24 protein-coding genes and 1 pseudogene are annotated in these 24,185 nt (G+C 31.8%); 17 read left to right on the top strand and 8 right to left on the bottom strand.

Annotation, left to right across the window (positions count from 1 at the left end; genetic code table 11):
• Positions 1-2 precede the first annotated feature (2 nt).
• On the bottom strand, positions 3-1,595 hold the full coding sequence (locus BJS11_RS04390; protein ID WP_069995464.1) for a DNA-binding protein: 1,593 nt from the start codon (positions 1,593-1,595) through the stop codon (positions 3-5).
• Positions 1,596-1,908: 313 nt separating this feature from the next.
• Here BJS11_RS04390 and BJS11_RS04385 point away from each other — a divergent pair, with 313 nt between their 5' ends.
• The 4 genes from BJS11_RS04385 (at position 1,909) to phnE (BJS11_RS04370) (ending at position 5,465) form a co-directional block, all read left to right on the top strand.
• Positions 1,909-2,832 (top strand): phosphate/phosphite/phosphonate ABC transporter substrate-binding protein, encoded by a 924-nt coding sequence (locus BJS11_RS04385; RefSeq protein WP_374699931.1) that lies wholly within the window; start codon positions 1,909-1,911, stop codon positions 2,830-2,832.
• A 249-nt stretch (positions 2,833-3,081) separates the two neighbouring features.
• Entirely contained in the window at positions 3,082-3,855 is a 774-nt protein-coding gene (phnC, locus tag BJS11_RS04380) for a phosphonate ABC transporter ATP-binding protein (RefSeq protein WP_069995466.1), read from the top strand.
• Positions 3,856-4,653 (top strand): phosphonate ABC transporter, permease protein PhnE, encoded by a 798-nt coding sequence (gene phnE, locus BJS11_RS04375; RefSeq protein WP_069995467.1) that lies wholly within the window; start codon positions 3,856-3,858, stop codon positions 4,651-4,653.
• Entirely contained in the window at positions 4,650-5,465 is an 816-nt protein-coding gene (phnE, locus tag BJS11_RS04370; RefSeq protein WP_069995468.1) for a phosphonate ABC transporter, permease protein PhnE, read from the top strand. The genes phnE (BJS11_RS04375) and phnE (BJS11_RS04370) overlap by 4 nt, the downstream gene beginning before the upstream one ends.
• A 115-nt stretch (positions 5,466-5,580) precedes the next feature.
• Here the strand turns inward: phnE (BJS11_RS04370) and BJS11_RS04365 are convergent, their stop codons facing one another.
• Positions 5,581-5,832 carry a hypothetical protein gene (locus BJS11_RS04365; RefSeq protein ID WP_069995469.1) on the bottom strand — a complete coding sequence of 84 codons (252 nt, stop codon included), beginning with the start codon at positions 5,830-5,832 and terminating at the stop codon, positions 5,581-5,583.
• A 478-nt stretch (positions 5,833-6,310) separates the two neighbouring features.
• Between BJS11_RS04365 and BJS11_RS04360 the strand changes: the two genes are divergently transcribed.
• The 5 genes and pseudogenes from BJS11_RS04360 to fadH all read left to right on the top strand — a co-directional run bounded on the left by BJS11_RS04360 (position 6,311) and on the right by fadH (position 11,588).
• Positions 6,311-7,552 carry a putative glycoside hydrolase gene (locus tag BJS11_RS04360; RefSeq protein ID WP_069995470.1) on the top strand — a complete coding sequence of 414 codons (1,242 nt, stop codon included), beginning with the start codon at positions 6,311-6,313 and terminating at the stop codon, positions 7,550-7,552.
• Positions 7,553-7,863: 311 nt separating this feature from the next.
• Positions 7,864-8,848, top strand: a pseudogene (locus BJS11_RS04355) (glycosyltransferase family 2 protein).
• Entirely contained in the window at positions 8,829-10,307 is a 1,479-nt protein-coding gene (locus tag BJS11_RS04350; RefSeq protein WP_069995471.1) for a DUF6056 family protein, read from the top strand. Before BJS11_RS04355 ends, BJS11_RS04350 begins: the two are co-directional and overlap by 20 nt.
• 120 nt (positions 10,308-10,427) lie before the next feature.
• Complete coding sequence (locus BJS11_RS04345) at positions 10,428-10,616, top strand: hypothetical protein (RefSeq protein WP_069995472.1); 189 nt, start codon at positions 10,428-10,430, stop codon at positions 10,614-10,616.
• Positions 10,617-10,823: 207 nt separating this feature from the next.
• On the top strand, positions 10,824-11,588 hold the full coding sequence (fadH, locus tag BJS11_RS04340) for a 2,4-dienoyl-CoA reductase (RefSeq protein ID WP_069995473.1): 765 nt from the start codon (positions 10,824-10,826) through the stop codon (positions 11,586-11,588).
• Between the two features lie 167 nt (positions 11,589-11,755).
• Here the strand turns inward: fadH and BJS11_RS04335 are convergent, their stop codons facing one another.
• The 5 genes from BJS11_RS04335 to icaA form a co-directional block, all read right to left on the bottom strand.
• Entirely contained in the window at positions 11,756-12,331 is a 576-nt protein-coding gene (locus BJS11_RS04335; protein ID WP_069995474.1) for a TetR/AcrR family transcriptional regulator, read from the bottom strand.
• Positions 12,332-12,836: 505 nt separating this feature from the next.
• Positions 12,837-13,892, bottom strand: coding sequence for a polysaccharide intercellular adhesin biosynthesis/export protein IcaC (icaC, locus tag BJS11_RS04330; RefSeq protein ID WP_069995475.1), 1,056 nt, complete (start codon positions 13,890-13,892; stop codon positions 12,837-12,839).
• Complete coding sequence (gene icaB / locus BJS11_RS04325; RefSeq protein WP_374699933.1) at positions 13,885-14,733, bottom strand: intercellular adhesin biosynthesis polysaccharide N-deacetylase; 849 nt, start codon at positions 14,731-14,733, stop codon at positions 13,885-13,887. The genes icaC and icaB overlap by 8 nt, the downstream gene beginning before the upstream one ends.
• Positions 14,729-14,956 (bottom strand): hypothetical protein, encoded by a 228-nt coding sequence (locus BJS11_RS14220; protein ID WP_512700707.1) that lies wholly within the window; start codon positions 14,954-14,956, stop codon positions 14,729-14,731. Before BJS11_RS14220 ends, icaB begins: the two co-directional genes overlap by 5 nt.
• Before the next feature lie 50 nt (positions 14,957-15,006).
• Positions 15,007-16,236, bottom strand: a complete 1,230-nt coding sequence (gene icaA / locus BJS11_RS04315) for a poly-beta-1,6 N-acetyl-D-glucosamine synthase IcaA (protein ID WP_069995478.1) — start codon at positions 16,234-16,236, stop codon at positions 15,007-15,009.
• A gap of 363 nt (positions 16,237-16,599) precedes the next feature.
• On the opposite strand from icaA, the gene BJS11_RS04310 reads away from it, so the two are divergent.
• The 8 genes from BJS11_RS04310 (at position 16,600) to BJS11_RS04275 (ending at position 23,025) form a co-directional block, all read left to right on the top strand.
• Positions 16,600-17,043, top strand: a complete 444-nt coding sequence (locus tag BJS11_RS04310; protein ID WP_069995479.1) for a VOC family protein — start codon at positions 16,600-16,602, stop codon at positions 17,041-17,043.
• 97 nt (positions 17,044-17,140) lie between these two features.
• The gene (locus tag BJS11_RS04305) at positions 17,141-17,650 is read left to right on the top strand and encodes a YfiT family bacillithiol transferase (protein WP_069995480.1); all 510 of its coding nucleotides are present in this window, start codon (positions 17,141-17,143) and stop codon (positions 17,648-17,650) included.
• 747 nt (positions 17,651-18,397) lie between these two features.
• Positions 18,398-18,841, top strand: a complete 444-nt coding sequence (locus BJS11_RS04300) for a DM13 domain-containing protein (protein WP_069995481.1) — start codon at positions 18,398-18,400, stop codon at positions 18,839-18,841.
• Positions 18,842-18,978: 137 nt separating this feature from the next.
• Entirely contained in the window at positions 18,979-19,431 is a 453-nt protein-coding gene (locus BJS11_RS04295; protein WP_245167072.1) for a DoxX family membrane protein, read from the top strand.
• Positions 19,406-20,089, top strand: coding sequence for a response regulator transcription factor (locus tag BJS11_RS04290; RefSeq protein ID WP_069995483.1), 684 nt, complete (start codon positions 19,406-19,408; stop codon positions 20,087-20,089). The genes BJS11_RS04295 and BJS11_RS04290 overlap by 26 nt, the downstream gene beginning before the upstream one ends.
• The gene (locus tag BJS11_RS04285; protein ID WP_069995484.1) at positions 20,090-21,118 is read left to right on the top strand and encodes a sensor histidine kinase; all 1,029 of its coding nucleotides are present in this window, start codon (positions 20,090-20,092) and stop codon (positions 21,116-21,118) included.
• Positions 21,119-21,539: 421 nt separating this feature from the next.
• Complete coding sequence (locus BJS11_RS04280; protein ID WP_069995485.1) at positions 21,540-22,208, top strand: transglycosylase family protein; 669 nt, start codon at positions 21,540-21,542, stop codon at positions 22,206-22,208.
• Positions 22,209-22,449: 241 nt separating this feature from the next.
• The gene (locus tag BJS11_RS04275; protein WP_069995486.1) at positions 22,450-23,025 is read left to right on the top strand and encodes a dihydrofolate reductase family protein; all 576 of its coding nucleotides are present in this window, start codon (positions 22,450-22,452) and stop codon (positions 23,023-23,025) included.
• A 73-nt stretch (positions 23,026-23,098) separates the two neighbouring features.
• Here the strand turns inward: BJS11_RS04275 and BJS11_RS04270 are convergent, their stop codons facing one another.
• Positions 23,099-23,992, bottom strand: coding sequence for a VOC family protein (locus BJS11_RS04270; protein WP_069995487.1), 894 nt, complete (start codon positions 23,990-23,992; stop codon positions 23,099-23,101).
• Positions 23,993-24,185: the final 193 nt, after the last annotated feature.

Below are 24,185 nucleotides of genomic sequence, written 5' to 3'. Positions count from 1 at the left end.
CCTTAGTCAATTGTAATAGTTTGTGTATTTAACGCTTTTTTACCTTGTTTTATTCTAATATTGGCTTGACCATGTTGATCTTTAATAATTTTAGCAGAAAGCGTTAAAGTAGCATTTCCAGATCCGTCTGTCTTCACTGTTTGACTATCGCTATAACCTGCAGGGCTAAAGTTTTTACCATCTGACGAAAATTGACCGATTTGTGTACCGTTTTCAGTATAAATACCTAATTTTAAATCTTTTAATGTGCTAGTAGACTGATTTGATTTAATATTCACATTTACTTTGAAAGCTTCACCAGATTTTAAATGTTCAGGAAGTTCAAAAGCTACATTTTGTATGGTACCTGAGCTGCCACCTTGATCAGTTGGAGTATTTGTATCGCCACCTGTATTTCCGTCGCCGCTACCACCTGTATTTCCTTGTTTCTCTGAACCATAGCTACCTGCAGCAAATGTTGAACGATCATACCACTTATAATTTGGTCTTGGTTGACTCCATGGCTCTGCTTGTGTTTCAGTTGAATTTGCAGGGACTTCGAAATCTTTTAATGGTGTCTTGCTGTCTAAAGTAACGCCCATATCTTTAATCGATTGACTGTCATCTGATTTGTTCAACCATTTTGTTAAATTTTGTAAAAATTGTCCGTTATTTTCTTCTTTAAAGCCATCATATGTTTTCTTCGATTGTCCAGTATCTTCACGCTTATATTTTGGAGAACTATCTTCTACTAATGAAGAATCACCAATAAATGCAGCTTTACCTTTACCGACTTTTGAAACAGCAGCATAAGGGCCTTCATCTTTTCCTCCGCCAGCATACACACCTTGGTCAACGGCATGTGACCATTTTTTTGACTGGTCTAAATTATCTGGCGCATAGGCAATCCCTTTTGCTAGTTCTGGATTTGTAATCGCAAGTGTTGATCCGGCGTGAATAGACAATGATGACACATTGTCAGTGATACCTAAACCGTCTTTCCCTTTAACAAGATTCGTTGTATTCATATCTCCTAAAGCATTATATCTGAATCGGATACCGAAATTATCTGATAACCAGTCTGAACTCTTTACACCTTGCATTGCTTTAGATGATTTTTCATCTTTAGACATATCTTTTGTGATATCTGCAAAAGCACCTCGACGATAACCATTCATTGCTTCTGAAGAATCGATACGATTTAAATTCCGATCTGCATTGTAATGGTCTGCGATAAATACAATATTACCGCCTTGTTTCACATAATCTACCATTGCTTGTTGCTCGGTTTGTTTGAAAGGAATGTTCGCTTCAGGAATAACGAGCATTTTTTTACCACTTAATGCCTCGGGAGTAATGTTAGACTCACCACGTAATTCTTTCACTTGATAGCCTTGTTGCGCAATACTGTTGGCATAGTCTGAGAAGCCACCATCAATGACCCAGTCCGCTGCACCTGCTGTTTGGCCATGTGTATTGTCAAATAGTACTTCACCGTTTTGATTTTGTCCGATGGTTGGTGCAGATTCCTCTGCAGCTTGCATTGTACTTACACTTATTAAAGTAATGGCTGAAGTAATTAAAAGGCTAGATAATAGTCGATATGATTTTTTCATTAAAAGTAACTCCTCTAAATTTGATTTTTATTTATGTATCAATCATTTGGAAAATAAAGATGGAAACATTTTCTTTTCCATTATAATTTAAAATTAAAAATTGCACAGGTTAACAGTAAATATTTACACAAACTTAAGAGCGTCTTAAAAAATGAATAAAGTTTAACAAAACGCTTACCATTTTTACTTTAATTAAATAATTTATATAAGAATTATATGATAACATTAATTTTGTAAGTAACATGTGAAATTTATACATATATTGGAAGGAGCTATTATTTTTATGAAAAGATTTAAGTCAATTAAATCAATAATGGTGTTAGTTGTTGCAGTGACGTTATTGTTAGCAGCATGTGGGGGCAAAGGCAGTTCGTTAGATAGTGGTAAAGATGGCGATAGCAAGAAGAAAGATTATAAACCAGAAGAGTTAACAGTACAATTTGTACCTTCTCAAAATGCAGATAAATTAGAAGCTAAAGCGAAACCTTTAGAAAAATTATTATCAAAAGAACTAGATATTCCAGTTAAAGTTTCAGTATCTACAAACTACAATACAATTGTAGAAGCAATGAAATCTAAAAAAGTAGATGTAGGTTTCTTACCACCAACTGCATATACATTGGCACATGACCAAAAGGCAGCAGACGTGTTATTACAAGCACAACGTTTTGGTGTGAATAAAGACGGTTCTAATAGTGATAAATTAGTAGACAATTATAAATCAGAAATTCTTGTGAAAAAAGATTCAGGTATTAAGAGCATTAAAGATTTAAAAGATAAAAAAATTGCATTACAAGATGTAACATCTACTGCAGGTTACACGTATCCAGTTGTTGATATGGATAAAGAAGGCATTAACCCTAACAAAGATATGAAAGTTGTTAATGTTAAAGGTCACGACCAAGCAATTATCTCATTAATGAATGGTGATGTTGATGCAGCGGCAGTATTCCAAGATGCACGTAATATTGTTAAAAAAGATGAACCTAAAGTTTTTGACGAAACTAAAATTTTAAAACTTACTGAAAAAATACCAAACGATACAATCTCTGTAAGATCTGACATGGATAACAAGTGGAGAGATAAACTTAAAAAAGCATTTAAAGACATTTCAAAAACTAAAAAAGGTCACAAAATTATCAGTGAAGTATACTCACATGAAGGATATACAGATAGTAAAGACTCTAACTTTGATCAAGTAAGAGAATACGATAAAAAAGTTAAGGACCTAAAATAGGGAGTGGGACAGAAAGCGAATTTTCTAATAAAGATTTCGTAGTCCTACCCCGGCAAGGATGACTAGAGTTGAAAAAAGCTTGATATAAGCGCATTTTCAATTCAGTCATCTACTGCCTAATTGAAAATGAGTCCGAGAAGTTTATTTATGTCCCGGACTCTATTGAACAAGATTCGTAAGTATATTTAAAAATTAAAAGCTACGCTCAAATTGAGCTAGCTTTTCTTTGTATGAGAAGGGTGTTAGAAAATGAGCCAAATTGAATTCAAAAATGTAAAAAAAGTTTATGACAACGGACATGTTGGTTTAGATGATATTAATTTAAATATTGAGAAGGGTGATTTTGCAGTAATTGTAGGGTTATCTGGTGCTGGAAAATCTACGTTATTACGCTCTGTGAATAGATTGCATGATATTACTTCTGGAGATATTACTATTGAAGGGGAATCGATTACAAAAGCGAGCGGTAAAAAGTTATTAGAAATGCGACGTAATATTGGCATGATTTTCCAACATTTTAACCTAGTAAAGCGTTCGTCAGTTATGCGTAATGTTTTGAGTGGACGTGTAGGATATCATCCAACTTGGAAAATGGTCTTGGGTTTATTTCCAAAAGAAGACAAAATTAAAGCTTTAGAAGCATTAGAACGTGTGAATATTTTAGAAAAACATAATGCACGTTCAGATGAATTATCTGGAGGCCAACAACAACGTATTTCAATCGCACGTGCGTTGTGCCAAGAATCTTCTATTATATTAGCCGATGAGCCGGTAGCTTCCCTAGATCCACTTACAACAAAACAAGTTATGGATGATTTAAAAAGAATTAATAAAGAATTAGGGATTACGATTATTATCAATCTCCATTTCGTGGATTTAGCACGTGAATATGGGACAAGAATTATTGGATTACGCGCCGGTAAACTTGTGTTTGATGGTCCAGTTGAAGAAGCAACAGATGAAGCATTTAGTGAGATTTACGGTCGTTCTATCAGTGCGGATGAGAAGTTAGGGGTGGATTAAATGGCAGCACCAGAAAAATCATTTGATCAATATTTAACACGTAAGTTATCCCAAAAGACACTCTTTTCAATGTTGTTAATTTTGTTTTTGGTTATTTGGAGTTTTATTTACACAGGTTTCAGTATCACTGATTTGTTTATAGGTATTCCACAAATCGGGGAATTGTTTACAGCTATGTTCCCGCCAGATTGGTCATACCTAAGTGACATATTACAGCCTATGATTGATACGATACGCATGGCGATTGTTGGTACATTTATCGGTTCGATTATCGCGGTACCTGTAGCGTTACTGTGTGCACATAATATTGCGCAGTCTAAATGGATATCGGTACCTATGAGATTAATTTTAAATATTGTACGTACAATTCCTGAATTACTGATTGCGGCCGTTTTCGTTGCGGTGTTTGGAATTGGTCAAATTCCAGGTGTTTTAGCAGTAATGATTCTCACAATTAGTATTGTTGGAAAATTACTTTATGAATCTTTAGAAAGTATTGAACGTGGTCCATTGGAAGCGATGACTGCTGTTGGTGCGAATCGTATTAAATGGATTATCTTTGGTGTTGTACCACAAGCATTAGCCTCGTTCTTTTCGTACGTGTTATTCGCATTTGAAATTAATATTAGAGCAGCTGCCGTATTAGGATTAGTTGGTGCAGGTGGTATTGGTCTGTATTACGACCAAACGCTAGGGCTGTTTCAATATGACCGCACGGCTATGATTATTATCTTCACATTAGTCATTGTGGTAGTAATTGATTTAATCAGCTCGAAAGTGAGGGAGAAATTAACATGACAGATATGACAAAATATGATGCATTGAAAAGCAATAAGCAGAATAAGCAAGTGATTACACGCGTTGTTATCTCTGTTGTTGTGTTAATCGTACTAATTTGGGCATTTGCTGGTATGACAGCATTAGAGATTAAATCGAAATCTATGGACATATTAGGTTCTATTTTTAGTGGGCTGATTCATCCAGATTTTGGTTTTGTTTACAATAAAGGTGGGGAAGATTTACTTCGAGGTTTGTTAGAAACCTTTGCCATCGCAGTGATTGGTACATTCATCGCTGCAATTGTGTGTATTCCTTTTGCATTTTTAGGTGCCAAAAATATTGTGAAATTTAAGCCAGTTTCTGGAACAAGTAAATTTTTGCTTAGCGTCATTCGTGTGTTTCCAGAAATTGTAATGGCCTTAATTTTTATCAAAGCTGTAGGACCAGGATCATTTTCAGGTGTATTAGCATTAGGGATTCATTCAGTTGGTATGTTGGGGAAATTGTTCGCAGAGGATATTGAAAATTTAGATTTAACTGCAACAGAATCTTTAAAAGCAAGTGGTGCGAATAAGATTACGACGTTAGTATTTGCGGTCATTCCACAAATTTTACCATCATTCTTATCGTTGGTTTTATATCGTTTTGAATTAAACTTACGTTCGGCATCTATATTAGGTTTGATTGGTGCAGGTGGTATTGGTACACCTTTAATCTTTGCGCTTCAAACAAGATCGTGGGATAGAGTAGGCATCATATTAATTGGTTTGGTTATTATGGTGGCACTTATTGACTTTGTTTCTGGAAAAATTAGGAAGAAAATAGTTTAAGATGGCAGTAAAATTTAAATAAAAAGTAAGCTATAGAAGCATCAATATGTGACTTACAAAATAGCAAGAGGCTGGAACAATTTTATTAGTTCCAGCCTCATTTAAAATTTTAGATTTAAATTAAGAAGAAGCGTCTTACTGAACGTTTAAAATCATGCCACTTACTTTCTGAAAGATAATAAGTTTGATTGACTTCAACGATGACACCTACCTTTAAAAGATTAGTGAATGTGCGGTGGTTTGTAATTTGAAGTGCTTGGTAACTTAGTGCAGTATCTTCAGTTAGTGCGTAATGTTGATAAAAATTGCGTATAACTTTATTCTGCTTTAACAAAATTGTTTCTGCGCCGAATGCGATTTTAATCACCCCCCTAATCTAAGAATGATAGTAAGTAATTATATAAATTTTACAACACATTGGTATATTTGAATATGAATATATTATGTGTTGAATAATTGATATAGATAAATAATTCAATTAAAAGAGGCAGATAGCTATATGAAGTTAATTTTAGGAATAGGCTGATAAAGTTGGTATAACCATATCTCACCTATTTACTTAAAACAGTTAGGTCTTTTTAATTGGGCATTAACATTGTTTTGCTAAAATTATTGAAATGTGGAAGTTGAATAATTAATTTTGAATAGAGGTCAGTCATCGGGTTGTCTTACGGCACTGTGCGCGCACGATGAAAGAACAAGGTGTTTTATATGTATTCTATAATGCCTTGTACAAATAAAAGTTTTTAGATAAAACAATGCTTGCAATATTAATTGTGACACGTACACTTAAATAGAAGTATTAAATGTAAGGGATTAAATATAAATTTAGGGGGAGAATGTAAATGAAAGGGAAATGGGTTGTATCAGCACTCCTGGCTAGTACATTAGTTATAACTGCTTGTTCTAATAGTGATACTAAAAAAAGTAATAAAGAGGAAAGTCATAATAAACAGGCAGAACAAGAAACTAAAAATAATAAGTCTATTAAGTATCCTAAAGATGGCGTGAAGGGGATTTATGTAAGTGCAAATTCAACAAATGGTGAAAAGTTTAATGAACTCACAAAATTTATTGATGATACGGATTTGAACGCTATGGTTATTGATGTAAAGGATGACAGCGGGAATATTACTGTCAATTTTAATACAGGTAAAGAGGAAATTGATAAAAACACGTTAGATTTAGTAGATGCGAAACCTTTGCTTAAGAAAATGAAAGAGAAAAATATCTATCCAATTGCTAGAATTGTTACTTTTAAAGATAAAAATTTAGCTGAAAATCATCCAGAATGGTCATTTAAAGAGTCAGATGGTTCTGTGTGGGAAAGTGATGGCGGAGATAAATTTGTGAATCCATTTAATAAAAAAGTGTGGAAATATAATATTGATGTTTCCAAAGAAGCAGCAAAAGCTGGTTTTAAAGATATACAATATGATTATGTAAGATTCCCTGAAGCCTTCGAAAATGTAGAAAGCAGTTTGTCGTATGATAAGGGTGATTATAAAAATAGTAAATTAAGTGATGTTGATCAACGTGTAGATACAATTACTCAATTTTTAAAAACAGCACGTAAAGAGTTGAAACCATATGGTGTGGAAATTTCAGCGGACGTATTTGGTTATTCAGCAATGGTGGAAGAAGCTCCAGGTATCGGACAAAGTTTCCCTAAAATTGCTGAAAATACTGATGCAATTTCTTCAATGATTTATCCATCACACTGGAGTCCTGGTGATTTTGGATATAATGCACCTGACAAAGAGCCGTATGGTGCTGTGGACAAGTATTTAGATAAAGAGACTGAAGTATTGAATAAACTAGGTAAGCAAAAACCTAAATCACGTCCGTGGTTGCAAGATTTCACAGCACAATATCTTGGTGAAGGTAATTATATGACATATGACAAACGAGCCGTAGAAGCACAAATTCAAGCATTAAAAGACCATGGTATCAATGAATTCTTACTGTGGAATGCTGGCAATGATTATACAACAAATGTAGATTATTCACCAAAAGCAGACGAAAAGAAATTAGCGGAAAGCAAAAAAGAGGCAGCATCTAAATCAAAGAAAGATAAATCAAATTAATTTAACTATCCAAGAGTCTTGGGCATGAATTTATATGTCAAAGGCTCTTTTTCATGTGTTAAATAGTGATGTGAAAAAGCGAAGAGTTAGGTAGCAAAGCTGATGAATCAGTAAATGCGGATAGATGATTTAAGAAATAAAGTTTTTTATCTATTAAAATGCGTATAAATAAAAAAATATAACCATAACTTCTATTATTGATACAATTATTTTGTGAACATAGTATAAATATATACTACATTTATACTTTCGTATTGTATAATATAAAATAAAGAAACACATATATATTAAAAAGAGGAGTACTCTGGTTTATGATTAGATTATTAATTCCATGTTTTAATGAGGCATCTGTAATTGAACAAACCTATGCTAAATTAACAGAAATTATGCAACACGACTGTAACATCAATAATTATAAATATGAATTATTATAAATATGAATTATTATTTGTGGATGACGGGAGTAAAGATTGTACGTTATCTATGATTAAGCAAATGGCAATGAAAGATAGTGCAGTAAAGTATATTTCGTTTTCGAGAAATTTTGGAAAAGAATCAGCAATGTATGCGGGATTACAAGCGAGTACAGAAGCAGAAGCCACTGTTATTTTAGATGGAGACTTGCAACATCCCCCAACACTAATACCGAAAATGATTGCCCATTTTAGAAATGGTGAAGATCAAGTTGTGGCGAAAAGAGATAGAACAGGTGAAAATATAGCACGAAAGACAGTTTCTAAATTATATTATAAAGTGATAAACAAAATTGTAGATGTTGATTTAGTTGATGGTGTAGGGGACTTTAGATTATTAAGTCAACGTGCAGTTAAAGAAATTGTGAATCTAGGAGAATATAATCGTTTTTCTAAGGGATTGTTTGCGTGGATTGGGTATGAACCTAAAATTATCGAATATCAAAATGTTGCACGTGCTGAAGGTGAGTCTAAGTGGTCATTTAGCACATTATTAAATTATGGTATAGATGGTTTGATTTCTTTTAATAATAAACCACTTCGAGCGATTTTGTATCTAGGGTTATTGGTATGCGGTTTAAGTTTTATCTATATTTTATATAACTTTATATATACAGTGACTTATGGCGTAGCAACCCCAGGGTATTTTACGACTATTTTTGCAGTGCTATTTTTAGGGGGCGTTCAACTGACTTCACTAGGAGTTATTGGTGAATATATTGGTAGAATCTATTACGAAGTAAAGCACCGTCCACTGTATATTGTACGTCAAACCAATTTACAAGATTGTGAGGTTTCTTCATATGAGAATGTTAACTATTAATAAAACGTATTTAATAATAGCTGGCTTATTTATATTTTATATACTGATAGGTATCTTCACACCATTAACTCATGATGACTGGGATTGGTATAGTCAATATGGCATTCAAATGTTGCAAGAACGATTTGCTAATTTAAATGGACGCTATCTAGGTAATATGTTAGAAATTGTCGCTGTGCGAGTAGATTGGTTTAGATGGTTGACCTATGCAGTAATGAGTACTTTGATATTATGGGTTATTAGTCGTTTTTCGAACCATTCAAATGATAAGGTTAATTACATGTTAGCATTTGTGCTAATGCTAACGATACCTAGTGAAATTTATAAGCAAACTTATGGTTGGTTTGCTGGTTTTTATAATTATGTGCCAGCAACTTTCTGTGCCTTATTTATTATTTGGTACATTGTAAGTGTGCTTTTCAAAAATTCTAGATTATCACCAACTTTAAATATTGTTTTTTATGTGGTTTGTTTTGTAGGACAATTTTTTATGGAAAATACTACATTATTTAATACTATGATTTTGTTCGTTGCGATTATACTACATATAATTTTATATAAAAAAGCGAATCCAAAGTTTATAGTTGGAATGCTTGTGTCGATTTCAGGGACGCTTATAATGTTTTTAAATCCAAATTATCGAAAAATATTTTTTGAAGGTAGCGATTATCAAAACGTTTCAAGTGATACAGGTTTAATAGATAAAGTTTATTTAACATTGACGACGACGATGCCAGACTGGTTGTTTTTTAATCAAATTGTAATTCTTATGCTAATTATAGGAGTACTATTGTTTATGATTTATCGAAACACCAGTGTACAAGGTGTCAAAAAGTATTTTATAGTGAGCGGCTTGATACTATTACCCGTTTATTATTTCTTAATATATCGCCAGTTTGAATTACAAAATGCACACATGATTACAATTACAAATATTTTAAATACAATAGTGTGTTTTGCATTTCTATGTGCGTTCATTTTAGCAATTCATACATTGATTTTTGAAAAAGAAGTTAAATATACACTGTTCTTTTTAATTGGATCAATAATTTTCGTGAGTGCACCATTGATTATCGTTTCACCAATCGGTCCTCGAAATTTTTATACAATTTATGTCATTTATGTCGTTATACTTGTGATATTAATATCTAGACTAGAATTATGTCATCGTATAAGTATAAGAGGATTAATAGGAGCAACTGTATTGTTTGCATTAATGTATTTAAGTGCATTTTATTTTATTCATCATGAAAATGAGTCGAGAATTGCGCAATTAAAAACAGATATTAAAGCACATCCAAAATCAAAAGAATATACTATGGAAAAATTGCCATTTGAACATTACCTTCATCATGCAACACCAACAAGTTCAAAATACCAGAAATTATTTAACCAATATGAAGGTATTCCGGAAAATACTAAGGTGAAATATGTTCCTTTTGGCACGAAAGAAAATTAAGAAATACGGTAAAACACTAATATTAGTGTTTTCAAAACTAACATCGTCATTTTGTTTTTGAGACATTAAAGTTATTTGTTATAATAAGTGCTACAAAAAAGAGGGTAAGAAGGTATTGAAATGTGTAAAAAAGAATATGATAATGATGAATTGAAAAGAATTAATCAAGAAATAGAAGAGGAACTCAATGCAGAGGATTTAGGGAAAGAGATTGAAAAAGAGAAGAAGCAGTTTATGACAATAAAATTTGTTTGTATGCTAATTTTAGTACTATTAATGCTAGGTAGTTTGATTAAACTCTTTATGTAATAAAAATAGTAAAACTATAAAATAACTTTAGTATTTATCGATTATAGTAAACGTAAAAACTCCTCAAGTTAAAATTGAGGAGTTTTTATTATATATTAACTGCTTTTAAATTCTAAATTTTTAAAAGTTTGATATAATATAGTGAAAGCGTTTTCAAATGAATTCCGAATAGTTTAGCTAGAAATTATTCATTAAAGGGGCATGCATATGAAAGATAAAGTAATCATTGTAACTGGTGGTAGCAGTGGTATGGGAAAAGCGATGGCGAAGCGGTTTGCTGAAGCTGAAGCAAAAGTAGTCATAACTGGTCGTTCATTAGAACGTTTGGAAGTAGCAAAACGAGAGATTGAACAATATACGGATCAAGTGTTGTGTATAGATATGGACGTACGTGATGTTGAACGTGTAGAATTTATGGTTAATCACACACTTGAAGTATTTGGGAAAATAGATGGATTGGTAAATAATGCTGCAGGGAATTTTTTGTGTGCGGCCGAAGATTTATCGCATAATGGATGGAATTCAGTAATTGATATTGTGTTAAATGGTACATGGTATTGTACACAAGCTGTCGGCAAGTCATGGATAGAGCATGGTCAACAGGGACGCATTATTAATATGGTTGCAACTTATGCATGGGGCGCAGGTGCTGGTGTCATCCATTCAGCGAGTGCCAAAGCTGGGGTACTTTCAATGACTCGAACTCTAGCAGTTGAATGGGGTTCTAAATACGGTATAACAGTAAATGCAATAGCGCCTGGTCCGATTGATAATACAGGCGGTTCAGGAAAATTAAGCCTATCTGAAGATGCCAAAAGACAAACTATTGAAAGTGTGCCTGTTGGAAGAATGGGACAACCTGAAGAAATTGCAGGATTAGCATATTTTTTAATGTCTAAAGATGCCAATTTTATTAATGGTGCATGCATGACAATTGACGGAGGCCAGTGGCTCAATCAAAAGCCATTTTAAACAGAATAGTTTGACGATTGAATATTAATGAAAAAGCAGGTTCGCTTAAGAATGAACCTGCTTTTGTTATGCGGTTAAAAGGGGTATTAATCGTGAAGACTGTCGTATGTCTAAGGGAAGTCTTAACTTTAGGTTTATTAAAGAAAATAGGCTTATGAAATATTATTTTAAGGTACTGTGTGTATCGCTTTAAATAATGAGGAAAGTTCATTTTCAAAAGAAGGCTTAAACTTTTCCAAAACACCGTATCTATGAATAAAACAACACTTAAGATACCAACTCTCTAAAAACATTAATATGATTGTTGTAAACTCTTCTTTATTTACATCAAAATCAATATTATTGTAGTATTTCGCAATTTTAGCATCTAATATCAAATGAATATTTTTAATTTGTTCCAAAAATTCATCTTTAAATTGATATGGTGCGTAAGAAAGTTGTAAGTAAAGTCGAATGTATTTTTCATCAATATTGAAAATAAAATCGAAAAGAAATTTGTGTAAACTTTGAACTGAATAAACAGAATGATTATGTGATTCTTCTATAAAATTAATAAAATAATTGATACATGTATTTACACAAGATCTATAAATCTCTTCTTTATTAGCATAATGATAGTATAAACTTGCTTTTTTAATGTCAACGCTGCTCGCAATTTGGTTTAGTGTAGTTCCTTCATAGCCATTTTCTGAAAATAAGGAGATGGCATTTTCAATAATTTGTTGTTTTACTCCTAGTGTCAATTTAGATTTGAGCCTCCATCTATATCAAATATTGTTAAATGTAAAATTAATTCAAAACATAAATTATTTTAAGTATAACAGTAATCATTCATAAAATGAAAGTAGTTATATTAATATAGTGTAATATGTGTTTTTGAAAAAATTAGTTCATATGGTTAATTCGTGCTAAAGTATCATATTAAATTTTGAATAGTAAATCATTTGGATTATTTTTATTCGAGATTAAATGAGTCTTAATGTATTGAAATGTACATTCTGCAATGTTCTAATGAGGGGAATTTTACTTGAGTTGAAATTGTTTATAATAAAGATGACATAATATTTGATGCTTGTGCATTTAATTAACTTATTTAAAGTATTTCATAAAGCATGAAAAATGAAAAGTAAAAACTCTGTGAAGGATTTTGATAGTGGAAAAAGTCTGGGGAACTCAAAATAAATAAAAAAATAGTATGAACGAATTGTTCATACTATCTTTGAGTACTTACGAGTTAATCGCTAATAGTTACTCACTTAAAAATATATTTAATTTATACGGTTGTTTTCCTATGAGGAAACGGAAAATATAAAATTCACGCAGAAATATGCCGACACCTACGCATAAGCCGATGATGAATAATAGTGAAATTGCTATGAAAATAACTGTTGATTTTTCAAATACAGAAGTATAACTATATAGCGCATCTAAAATAAACGGATGTAGTAAATAAATAAAAAATGAAAATGTACTAATTAAATTAATAGATCCATACAATAATGTTTTAAAATGTAGGCAAATACCAAGTAGTAATAAAAACATAAAGGTATGATAAAAAACAAGTGTGTATGTGAAACTCGTTACATTCCAATAATCATGGTGTGTAAAAATCACAAAGAATGTATAAGCAATAATTGCAAGTGATAAGACAATAAATAAATAATGCTTCAAAAAATTAGTTGTTTGGTTATAATTTGCACCAATGTAGCCACCTAAGAAAAAGAAGAACACCCATCCAAGAATAAATGTATTTTCACTTAAGGGATAAACCTTGTGAAAAAAGTGTGCAAATGATTCTGAATGATTTAAAAAATATAAAAATGAAACTTGTACACATAAAGAAGTAAGTAAAATAAGTTTACTATTAAATATTTTAGGTGAAACTTTGTAAATGAAGTAACTTAAAATGAAAAATTGCATAATGACAATAATGAAGTAACCGTACCAGTAACCTAGCAATATATTTTCTTTAAATTGATGAACAAAACTACTATTTGTATTCAGTGACTCGCTATAACAATAAAACGAGCCGATGAGTAAATAGGGTACGAAAATATATTTGAATCGTGTCCACAAATAATTAACTTTTACTGTTTTATAATTCAATGTTGTCAATAATTGCGATAGTATAATGAAACTAGGCGTTCCAAAAATAAAAATATTTTGAACATAATAGACTAATTTTAATGCATTCAGGTCAGTATCATCAATATTGTTCATATACTGTGTAATAATATGTGTCAATATGATGAGCATACAAATGATAGCTCTAAAGTAAATGAGTTCAGTTTTAGATTTATTCATCTTTAAATCCTTTCCAATTGCGTATTAATTCATCGAATGAGTCATCATTTATGAGTATTCTAGGAATTAAGTAGTTATCAGCATTGGGGGTAACTGCAGCATCTTCTAAAATATAACCATATTTAATGCCCGATTTCTTAATAGGTGGAATATTCTGAGATGCTATTTGACCATAGGGATAGGCTATAGATTGATTGTTTTCATCAAAATGATTTCTTAAATACTGATTGCTTTGTTTAATATCTTGAGTTAATTTTTTAGGTGACGATTTAGCCATTGCAGATTTGTTATTTTCTAAACGATGCAGATTTGAAGTATGTGATCTAAATTCCCACAATCCTGATTCTTTCATTATTTTTAAATGCTTGAAAGAAATTAAGTTGAGGTTATGATAATTTTTTGCGCCGACCTTGCTTGTAATCACAAAACCTGTTGCAGGAACGTTATATTTTTTTAAAATTGGAAACGCATTTTGATAAATAGAAGTATCCATATCGTCAAAATTAATCCAAACACTCCTTGGTGGAAACTTGCCTTGAGCTTTATAGTGTAATAATTCTTTTTCTGTCAAAAAGTGTGCATCATGTGCTTTAAGCCATTTAATTTGTTGCTCGAATTTCTTTTCACTAACACTATACATTTTTAATTCTTTGCTATTAGAACCGTAGTAGAGAATTTTATCTAAAATACTGTCACCTCTGACACGATGATAATTTAAAGCAAGGGCACTATTTTTTTCGAATTTAAGCTGATTTTCTTTCGCATGTGATTCATTTGTAGATGAAAGAAGCGTAACAATTAATAACAAGGTGATTATAAAACAAAATTTCTTCATATTAATTAGCATGATGAGCACCCTTGTTTTTATATTTATAAATCAATAGGCTACTTGTAAAAATAAATAGTGAGATTATCGTAAAAATAAACATAATTTCAAATAAATACTGCATACTGGCAAGTTCAATATTGAGAATGGTGCGTATGAGTAATACTGGATAACTGTTTATTTGAAGTAATGAACCACCAATTAATACAAATGAGATACTGCAATAAGTCCAAAACATAAAACTAAAAATTAATATAATACCTTCTCGAATAATATTAAGGTGTGACTTTAACGCTTGATATTGCCTCTGTCTGGACTGGACCATGTAGCAAAAACTCCTTTCTTTCTCTTTAATGCTTTTGGAAAAGCAATAATCGCAACTAAGGCGTTGATTATCCAGTAAATTGTTGGATACCAACTTAAGAAAAATACGGTCAGAATATTAATTTTCTCATAACGACTATCTATAAAAAGTGAAATTGTGAATTGAATGATATTAATAAACGTTAAAATTAACGCGGATAATATAACAATTGTAAATTGATATTCCATATAGTAGTAATCAAAGAAATTCATATTGATTACCGAAAGAATAAGTATAGACAAAATTAAATAGATCCATACTAAAGAAAAAATTTGTTCGAAAAGTAGTAAGTAGATAGCAGGATGCTTAGATTTAATTGCATTTTTGAAATCTCGAATCAATACTTCTTGACCACCTTGTGCCCAACGAATGCGTTGTTTCCATAGCCCTCCTACTGTTTCTGGGACAAGCATCCAACATAGTGCACGAGGTTCATACTTAATCTTTAGATTGGAAAGATGAAACTTCCACGATATCGCAATGTCTTCTGTAATCATATCTATATCCCACTTATTAACTTGTGTAATTGCCGATTTTCTAAATAAAGTAAATACACCTGAAATCGTATTTATTTTGCCAGTAATAGATTGAGCCCTTTTAATACTTCCGACCATGCTTGCATATTCTACGGCTTGAATTTTGCCTAAAATTGAACTTTTATTTCTAATCCTAGGATTCCCAGTAACTGCTGCAAGGTCAGGGTCATTCAAGAAATTTTCAATCATGTAATACGGTGCATCATTGTCAACAACAGTATCAGCATCAATTCCCATGATATAGTCGAACTTTGCATATTTAATTCCCTCATTAAGTGCATTTGCTTTGCCTTGATTTACCGTTAAATTGACAAAAGTAAAATTTAAATGTTCTTTTAATGTTTCAATAACTTCTGCAGAACGATCTGAACTACCATCATTGATTACAATAACTTCTTTGTTGGGAAATTCTAATTTTAAAACACTTTCGATGGTTTCTTTAATGGTTTCTTCTTCATTGAAACATGGAATTAGAAATGAGATACCATGGTCTCCAATGTGTCTATTTGGTTGTTTTTTTAACCGTAATTCGATAAATAGTGCATAGAAAATAGTACCAATAACCCAAAAAATAGACATGAACAGGGGGTACATTAGTAAAAGACTGAATATTTTCAATTTACCTACCTACCTTTCGTTAGTTAGTATACAAATCTTATTACTTTATTTTGATTTATGCAACAATTTTTTAAATATTTTTAAATTACAAGAATATTACTGACTTCTAAAACTATTGCAAAATTATTTTGTATTTATGATTAAAGTGGTAGATAACATAGTAATTCATTGGGCATAGGATGTTTATTTTAAAGAATTTTTTGATGTTATTTTAAAATTAAATATAGAAAAAATTGACATAAAATACAAAGTGAAAAATTATACCTATAATTAGTCATTGAATATTGAGAAGTATATAATCAAGAATGTAAGGATCAATTATCTACATATACTTTGGAATTAAAATATAAGGGGGATACTGGTATGAATAGAATCAATTTAATTACGTTAGGTGTCAAAGATTTGAAAGCATCATTACAGTTTTATAAAAATATTGGTTTTAAGACGACGAATAAGGAAACTGATGACAATTTAGCGATCGTCTTTTTTAATAATAGTGGTACAAAATTAGAATTATTTCCGATAAATGAGCTTGCAAAAGATATCAATCCTGAAAATCCACCAACAATTGCAACGGGTGGTTTCATTGGTATTACACTTGCATATAATGCTAAATCTAAATCAGAAGTTGATGATATTTTAGGTAATGTTGAAAGGTTTGGCGCAACGATTGTGAAGCCAGCACAAGCACTTGACTGGGGAGGTTATGGAGGATATTTCACTGATTTAGATGGCTATTATTGGGAAGTTGCATTTGGAGACATGTGGGAATTTGACAATCAAAATATGTTAGTTATACCTGAGTAATGGTTGATTTGTGCATGTTTACTAAACTTAGAAAGCGAGAATAATAACTATATAAAAATTAAAATGCTAGTAAATAAATAAAAGTAAGGTGATCAATATGGATGTAAGATTTCCAATAGGTGAGTTGTCAGTTCCAGACAAGGTAACGCTAGAAGATATTCGTAAATGGACATCAGATATAGCACTGTATACTGAGCGATTGAGAAATATAGTAGATTACTTAGATGACAATGAGTTGGCTAAAACATATCGTGAAGGGAGTTGGAATGTACGCCAACTTGTGCACCATATTGCAGATTCACAACTTAATATGTACCAGCGATTAAAACTCGCATTAACAGATAATAATCCTACGGTTCCACCGTTTATTCAAGATGAATGGGCAAAGCTACCAGATAGTGAACTTCCAATTGAAAGCTCAATTAGACTTTTAGAAGGTATCAATAAACGTATTGTTGCAATAGGTGAAAACCTTAGTGAAGATCAACTCAAAAGAACTTTTACACTTAAAGATAGCGGAGAAATTAGTGTAGCTACTAAAGTGGCAAAATTATCATGGCACGAAAATCATCATTTGGAACATATTAAAATTGCATTATCAAAATAAAAGAGAAACGGAGCCTGGGACATAAATAGATGTCTCAGGCTCTTATCAAATTAGGCAGTAGATGACTGAATTGAAAATATAAAGTCTCACTGCTTAATTCATTAAGTTAGTGAGACTTATGCATGAGCTTCAGCTCAGGTAAACATTTCAACCCTAGTCATCCTTGCCGGGGTGGGACAACGAAATCTTTATTAGAGAAATGGATTTCTGTCCCACTCCCTTTTTTGTGCTTTAAAAAATAAAATAAGTGTGCCGGTACAATAAAGTAATTGAATATAGCTGATTAAATTAAAGATACCAGCAATAATAAATAAGACACTCACACTTTATGTTCTCGAATTATCCAAACTACAGATGAAAATGGAAAAACAGTTTGTACAATAGCTTTGAATAACGATGTGGAAGGGATTAAATCAGTTACTATCATGAAAAGTAATACGAGAAAAATGACTGAAATAGCAAAGAATATTTTTTTTTATAATTTCCAAGTTCTTTTTGGTCTATTCATATGCATTCTCCTTCAAATCAAGTTAAATACAACATTACATATAAATGTGCAGATATAAAACTTATTAAATAAGGTGGTTGGTGAAAATTCACTTAATGTGATTGATATAGAGCGATTAGGAATTGGAAGTTAAGACTTAGTTAAGAATTGTTAATAGTCAGTTAATGTTATATCTGCTGCACAGACATTAATATAAGAGTTGTAAATTATAAAACTTAAAACGAAAGAAGGAACTTATTATGAAAATCAAGACACTATTACTTTCAGGTACAATTGCAACTTCTTTATTACTTGGCGCATGTAACAACATGGACGATAAAAAAGACAGTATGAAAGAAGAAACAAAATCAGAATCGAAAATGGAAAATAAAGATATGGATAATGCAAAAGTTATGAAAGAAGGCATGTTTAAAGGTGAAAACAAAGAAAAAGTAGAAGGTAAGGCGATGATTAAAGACGGTAAATTAATGTTGAAAGACTTTAGTTCATCGAAAGGTCCAGATTTACATGTGTATTTGACTAAAGACGGCGATATTAAAAAAGGTAAAAAAATAGATATGGTGGATTACGCTAAATCAGAACAATCTTTTGATCTAAAAGGTGTTAACGTAAAAGACTATAATACTGTAACGATATACTGTGATAAAGCGCATGTTACTTTCGGCTCGGCGATGTTGAAATAGTAAATATGTACCAGTAAAAATATTAAAAAATCAAAATAATTTAATAGGACACAAATGGGATGAGACTACAAAATCAAATGTTGAAATGTTGATTTCTGTTTCATCCCTTTATTTATGTAAGGAGTGGGTTTCAAATGATAGCTAAAATTTTATTATTGATGGTTCGTTTAGGATCAGGATTTTATATGTTATTCCAAGGATATGAAAAATTGACGGGCGGTTTTGCGATTGATGGATTAGTTTCTGTTATTAAAGAAAATCAAGATTCGCCAGAGTGGTTTAAAACATTTTTCGATGCAATTATCGCGAACCATCTTGAATTATTTAAGTGGATGGTTCAATTAGGAGAAATTGCAATAGGACTAGGTTTGATTTTAGGTGTGTTTTCATATACGGCTAGCTTTTTTGGCGTATTTGTCATGTTGAACTATATTTTAGCGGATATGATATTTACGTATCCAATTCAATTATTTTTCTTTATAATATTATTAATGAATAAAAAAACTTTAAAAACAATTAGTTTGAATCATTTTATAAAAAGAAAAAAATTAAGGAATGATGAAGATGACACACGTGCTTATAGCGGATGATGAAAAGGATATACGAGAAATTTGTAAAACTTACTTTGAATTTGAAGGATATGAAGTAACAATAGTAGAAAATGGAAAAGAAGCAATCGCACTATTAGATAAAAATATAGATTTAATGATTCTTGATATTATGATGCCTGAAATGGATGGTTATGAAGTGGTGCAGGAAATGAAAGCACAACATTTAGACATTCCATATATTTATTTGACTGCAAAGACAAGTGAAACGGATACGATTTATGGACTTATGTTAGGGGCAGATGACTATGTCAAAAAGCCATTCAGTCCAAGAGAACTTGTGATACGCGCTAAAAATTTATTGAATAGAGTATCGGTAGAACCTAAAAATGAAGAGCATATGATGTGTGGTGCGTTAAATTTAAATAATGTTACGAAAACAGTAGAAATTAATGGTCAGATAGTACCATTTCGTATAAAAGAGTTTGAACTCTTATGGTATTTTGCGACACATGAGGATGAAGCAATTTCTAAAACAGATTTGATAGAAAAAGTTTGGGGTTATGAATTTTATGAAGATGTTAATACATTAAATGTGCATATACACCGTATTAGAGAAAAGTTTGAAGCTCATCATTACCAAGATTATACAATTTCTACGGTTTGGGGACTTGGTTACAAGTTTCAAAGGAGTGTCTAAATGACAATTCGTAAACAATTAATATATTCGTTTATTGGTTCTTTGGGTTTAACGACATTTTTAGTGTTTGTTTTATATAAATTGATGTGGTTTGATGCACATCAAACTATTTTGTTAACAGTTAGTTCATTTATTGCGAGTTTAATGACAATGACCATCGCTTTATTTTTCTCTGTGCCAACGATTCATAAAATAGAAAAGTTAAATGAACAAACTGCAGAAATTGCTAAAGGCAATTATGCAGTAAATGATTTGAATATTAAATCTCCAAAAGAGTTAAAGGCATTGAGCGAGTCGTTTAATCAAATGACGAGCAAGGTTGAAACTCAAATGAATGTAATTAAAGCTGAACAAGAGGAAAAGCTTTGTATGATACAGAATCTAGCACATGATCTTAAAACGCCGCTTGCAAGTATTAAGTCATATTCAGAAGGTTTGAAGGACGATATAATTCATACAGAATCTGCACAACAGGAGGCCTATCAAGTGTTGATTAGGCAAGCTGATAGACTTAATCAAATGTTTGATGATTTGACAGGAGTTATGTCATTAAATGCTCAACGCCAAAAATCAAAAATGAACATGGATCAATTGTTAATGCCTATTTTAGAATCTTATCAACAACTAATTATCAAAGAAAACAGACGTTTTGAGGTTAATATCGCCCCTGAAATACAACCATTTAAACAAGATAAAATAGCTTTAGAACGTATTATTACTAATTTTATAGATAATGCGCTTAAATTTTCTGGACCTTCATCTGTAATCACTATTAATGTATGTGAAGAAAACGAGCAGATATTAGCAATTTCTGTGAAAGATGAAGGTATAGGCATAAAAGAAGAACATTTAAATTATATATTTAAACGAACGTATCGCGTTGAAAATTCTAGAAATCAACAAACCGGTGGGTCTGGATTAGGTTTATATATTGCGAATTCTTTAGCACAACAAATCAATGGTGCAATTACAGTTGATAGCACTTTTGGAAAAGGAACGAAGATGACTTTGATTTTTCCGAAAAACTGAAGTATATACTATACATTATAGAAGTTTTAAGAAATTCACCGTAAAAAATGATAGTTTTATGTAATCCATAACAGAAAATTGATGATTTAGTTATTATTTTACCCGACTTTTTAAGTATTATTGTCACACTAATTACAAGAATGTTACAAAGTAGCGATGTGTTTGTTAATTATTATAGACTTTCATGACAGTATTGAGACACAAAATTAGTACGGAAAAAGAGGGTTTTTTATTGTAATTGGGCTGTAAAAAAGAAGTGGGGATTTTAATTTCACTGTAACCTACACGCTTTTTATGGATGTTATAGTACTGTTTGTGAGTTGAATGAAGTAGTAAATCATCTTTTGGATGATTGAAGTTCGACATTCAAATTTTAAAAATAATAAAATCTAAAAATTATCTTCTGGGAGGATTATTAATAATGAAAAAAACAGTAGTAGCATCAACATTAGCAGTAGGATTAGGCGTAACAGGTTTCGCAGCAGGAAACTCAGCAGACGCTTCAGAACAAGGTATTGACAAAGCACAATTAGCACAACAAGCACAAACAAATCCAGAATCATTAAATGCAGCGCCAGTACAAGACGGTGCTTATAATATAAACTTTAACTATGAAGGTTTAAACTACAACTTTGAATCTAATGGTGAATACTGGACATGGAGCTATGGTCAAGGATCAAACGCTTCAGCTCAACAAGTTGAACAACCACAACAAGCGCAACAAACTGAGCAAGCGCCAGTACAACAAGAAGCAGCTCCACAAACTGAAACAACACAACAACCACAACAAGAAGCAACTACACAAGCTTCTTCAAGCTCAAATGAATCAAGTGCAAGTGAAGGTTCATCAGTAAATGTTAACGCTCATTTACAAGCAATTGCACAACGTGAATCAGGTGGCGACCTTAAAGCGGTAAACCCATCATCAGGTGCAGCAGGTAAATATCAATTCTTACAAAGCACTTGGGATTCAGTAGCACCAGCAGAATATAAAGGTGTTTCTCCAACAGAAGCTCCTGAAGCGGTACAAGACGCAGCAGCTGTAAAACTTTACAACACTGCAGGCGCTTCACAATGGGTAACTGCATAATTAAAATTTAAAATTGTATATTTCAATATATTTAGCTCGCTCCAAAGTATTTTAAATACTTTGGAGTTTTTTGTTTGGAAAAATAAGTTAAAAATAACGGCTCTTTGTCAATAATGGTTGATTTATAAAAGTAAATATATATGATGTTTTTTGATGTTAACACATAAAGTGATTTTTGAAATGTATGTATCGTTTAATTTTGGGTATAAGGTATTATTGTAGTGAAAAGGAGAGAATGTTTATGAGAAAACTAGTAGTGTTTTTACATAGTTCATTAGATGGCTTTGTAGAGGGACCACAAGGTGCTATGGACATTGGTTGGATAGCTTATAACAACGAATTAGAAGATTTTGCAGATAAAGTATTGGGTACTGCTGATACCATTGTATGGGGGCGTAAAACCTATGAAATGATGTATGGTTATTGGCCGACGGTACCATCTGATGAAAATGCAAATGAACATGAGTTGAATCATGCAAAATGGATTGAAAATGTAGAGAAAGTTGTATTTTCAAAAACATTAAGTAAAGTTGATTGGCATAATTCAAAATTAGTACAAGACAATGTTGAAGCTGAAATCAATCATTTGAAACAACAAGAAGGTGGCGATATTGTTGTTCTAGGTAGCCCTAGATTTGCACATCACTTAATGGCATTGAATTTAGTAGATGAATTTAAAATAACTGTATCTCCAACTCTTATTGGGGACGGTCTACCGTTATTTAAAAACATCAAAGAACAAACAGATCTTACATTAAAAGCACACCAAGTTTTCGAATCTGGCGCGCTTGGCTTAACTTATCAAACAATAAAATAGTAAAAAGGGGGAGTGGCTATATAACCACTCCCTTTTGCTTACGGAAACATGTACCACTTTAATGTTCTATTATTTACTCACCGTGATACGCTTTCTCTAATGTAGCAATATCGAATTTTTTCATTTTTAAAAAAGTTTCTGTAACACGTTTGATTTGTTCAGGAGAACCTTTGGCCATCATTTCATTAAGTTGCTTTGGTGCAATTTGCCAAGAAACACCGAACTTATCTTTTAACCAACCACATTGTTCAGCTTCGGGTACTGCAGATAGCTTCTCCCAATAAGCATCTAGTTCTGCTTGATCCTCTGTAGTTACAAGTAATGAAATACCTTCATTAAATTGATAGTCATAATCGTAAGCACTATCCATACATGTGAACCATTGATTTTCGATTTTAAAGCGTGCATGGGCGAGGTGAGATGTTTCATTCGGCTCAAGACCCTTAGGATAGTAAAACTTTCCGCCTTTTTCGCTATTCTTAAAAGTATCAGTATAGAATTTTATTGCTTCTTCAGCACGCCCCACATTGTTATTCATAAACATGAGTGTTGGTTCAATACGGTGTTCAATCGGTTCTTCAGTCACAAGTAATTGCCAAGACACGTCGTATTGATCTTGCACCCATCCATAGCGTTTACTAAAGTCATATTGATTTAATGGCATGATTGCTTTTCCATTTTCTATTAATTTATGATAAATGTCTTCTACTAATTCGACTTCTGATTCCTTGAAGAGTACTGTAAATGAAATAGAAGGGTTTTTAACGAAATAAGGACCGGCATCGATGGACATAAAACGGAAATCGAAAATATTGAAAATGAGTTGTTGTGCATCTCCAGAAGGCGTATTTTTTAATGTAACTTTTTTAAGGATCTCTGTTTCTGGAAATACGGTAGTATAAAAATTTGCTGCTTGTTGTGCTTCAGTATCAAACCATAAATGTGGAACGATTTTTTGATTTTTCATAAGTTCAGCTCCTATTTGTTTAGAGTGTTTTTTTATGTATACCCTTTTTCGTTTGTAAGAAGCTAATTTGGATTACAATAGATATGGAAATGATGTAGTTTCAGTCACTGTAGCTGAGTATATGCCACGGGACGAAATTAATTTAAAAAATACACTTAAAGATTTAAATATCTTTCAATAAATAAAATGCCTC

The organism is Staphylococcus caeli (assembly GCF_900097965.1).
In the GTDB taxonomy this organism is placed as follows: domain Bacteria; phylum Bacillota; class Bacilli; order Staphylococcales; family Staphylococcaceae; genus Staphylococcus; species Staphylococcus caeli.
This window is presented reverse-complemented; position numbering and strand designations above follow the sequence as displayed.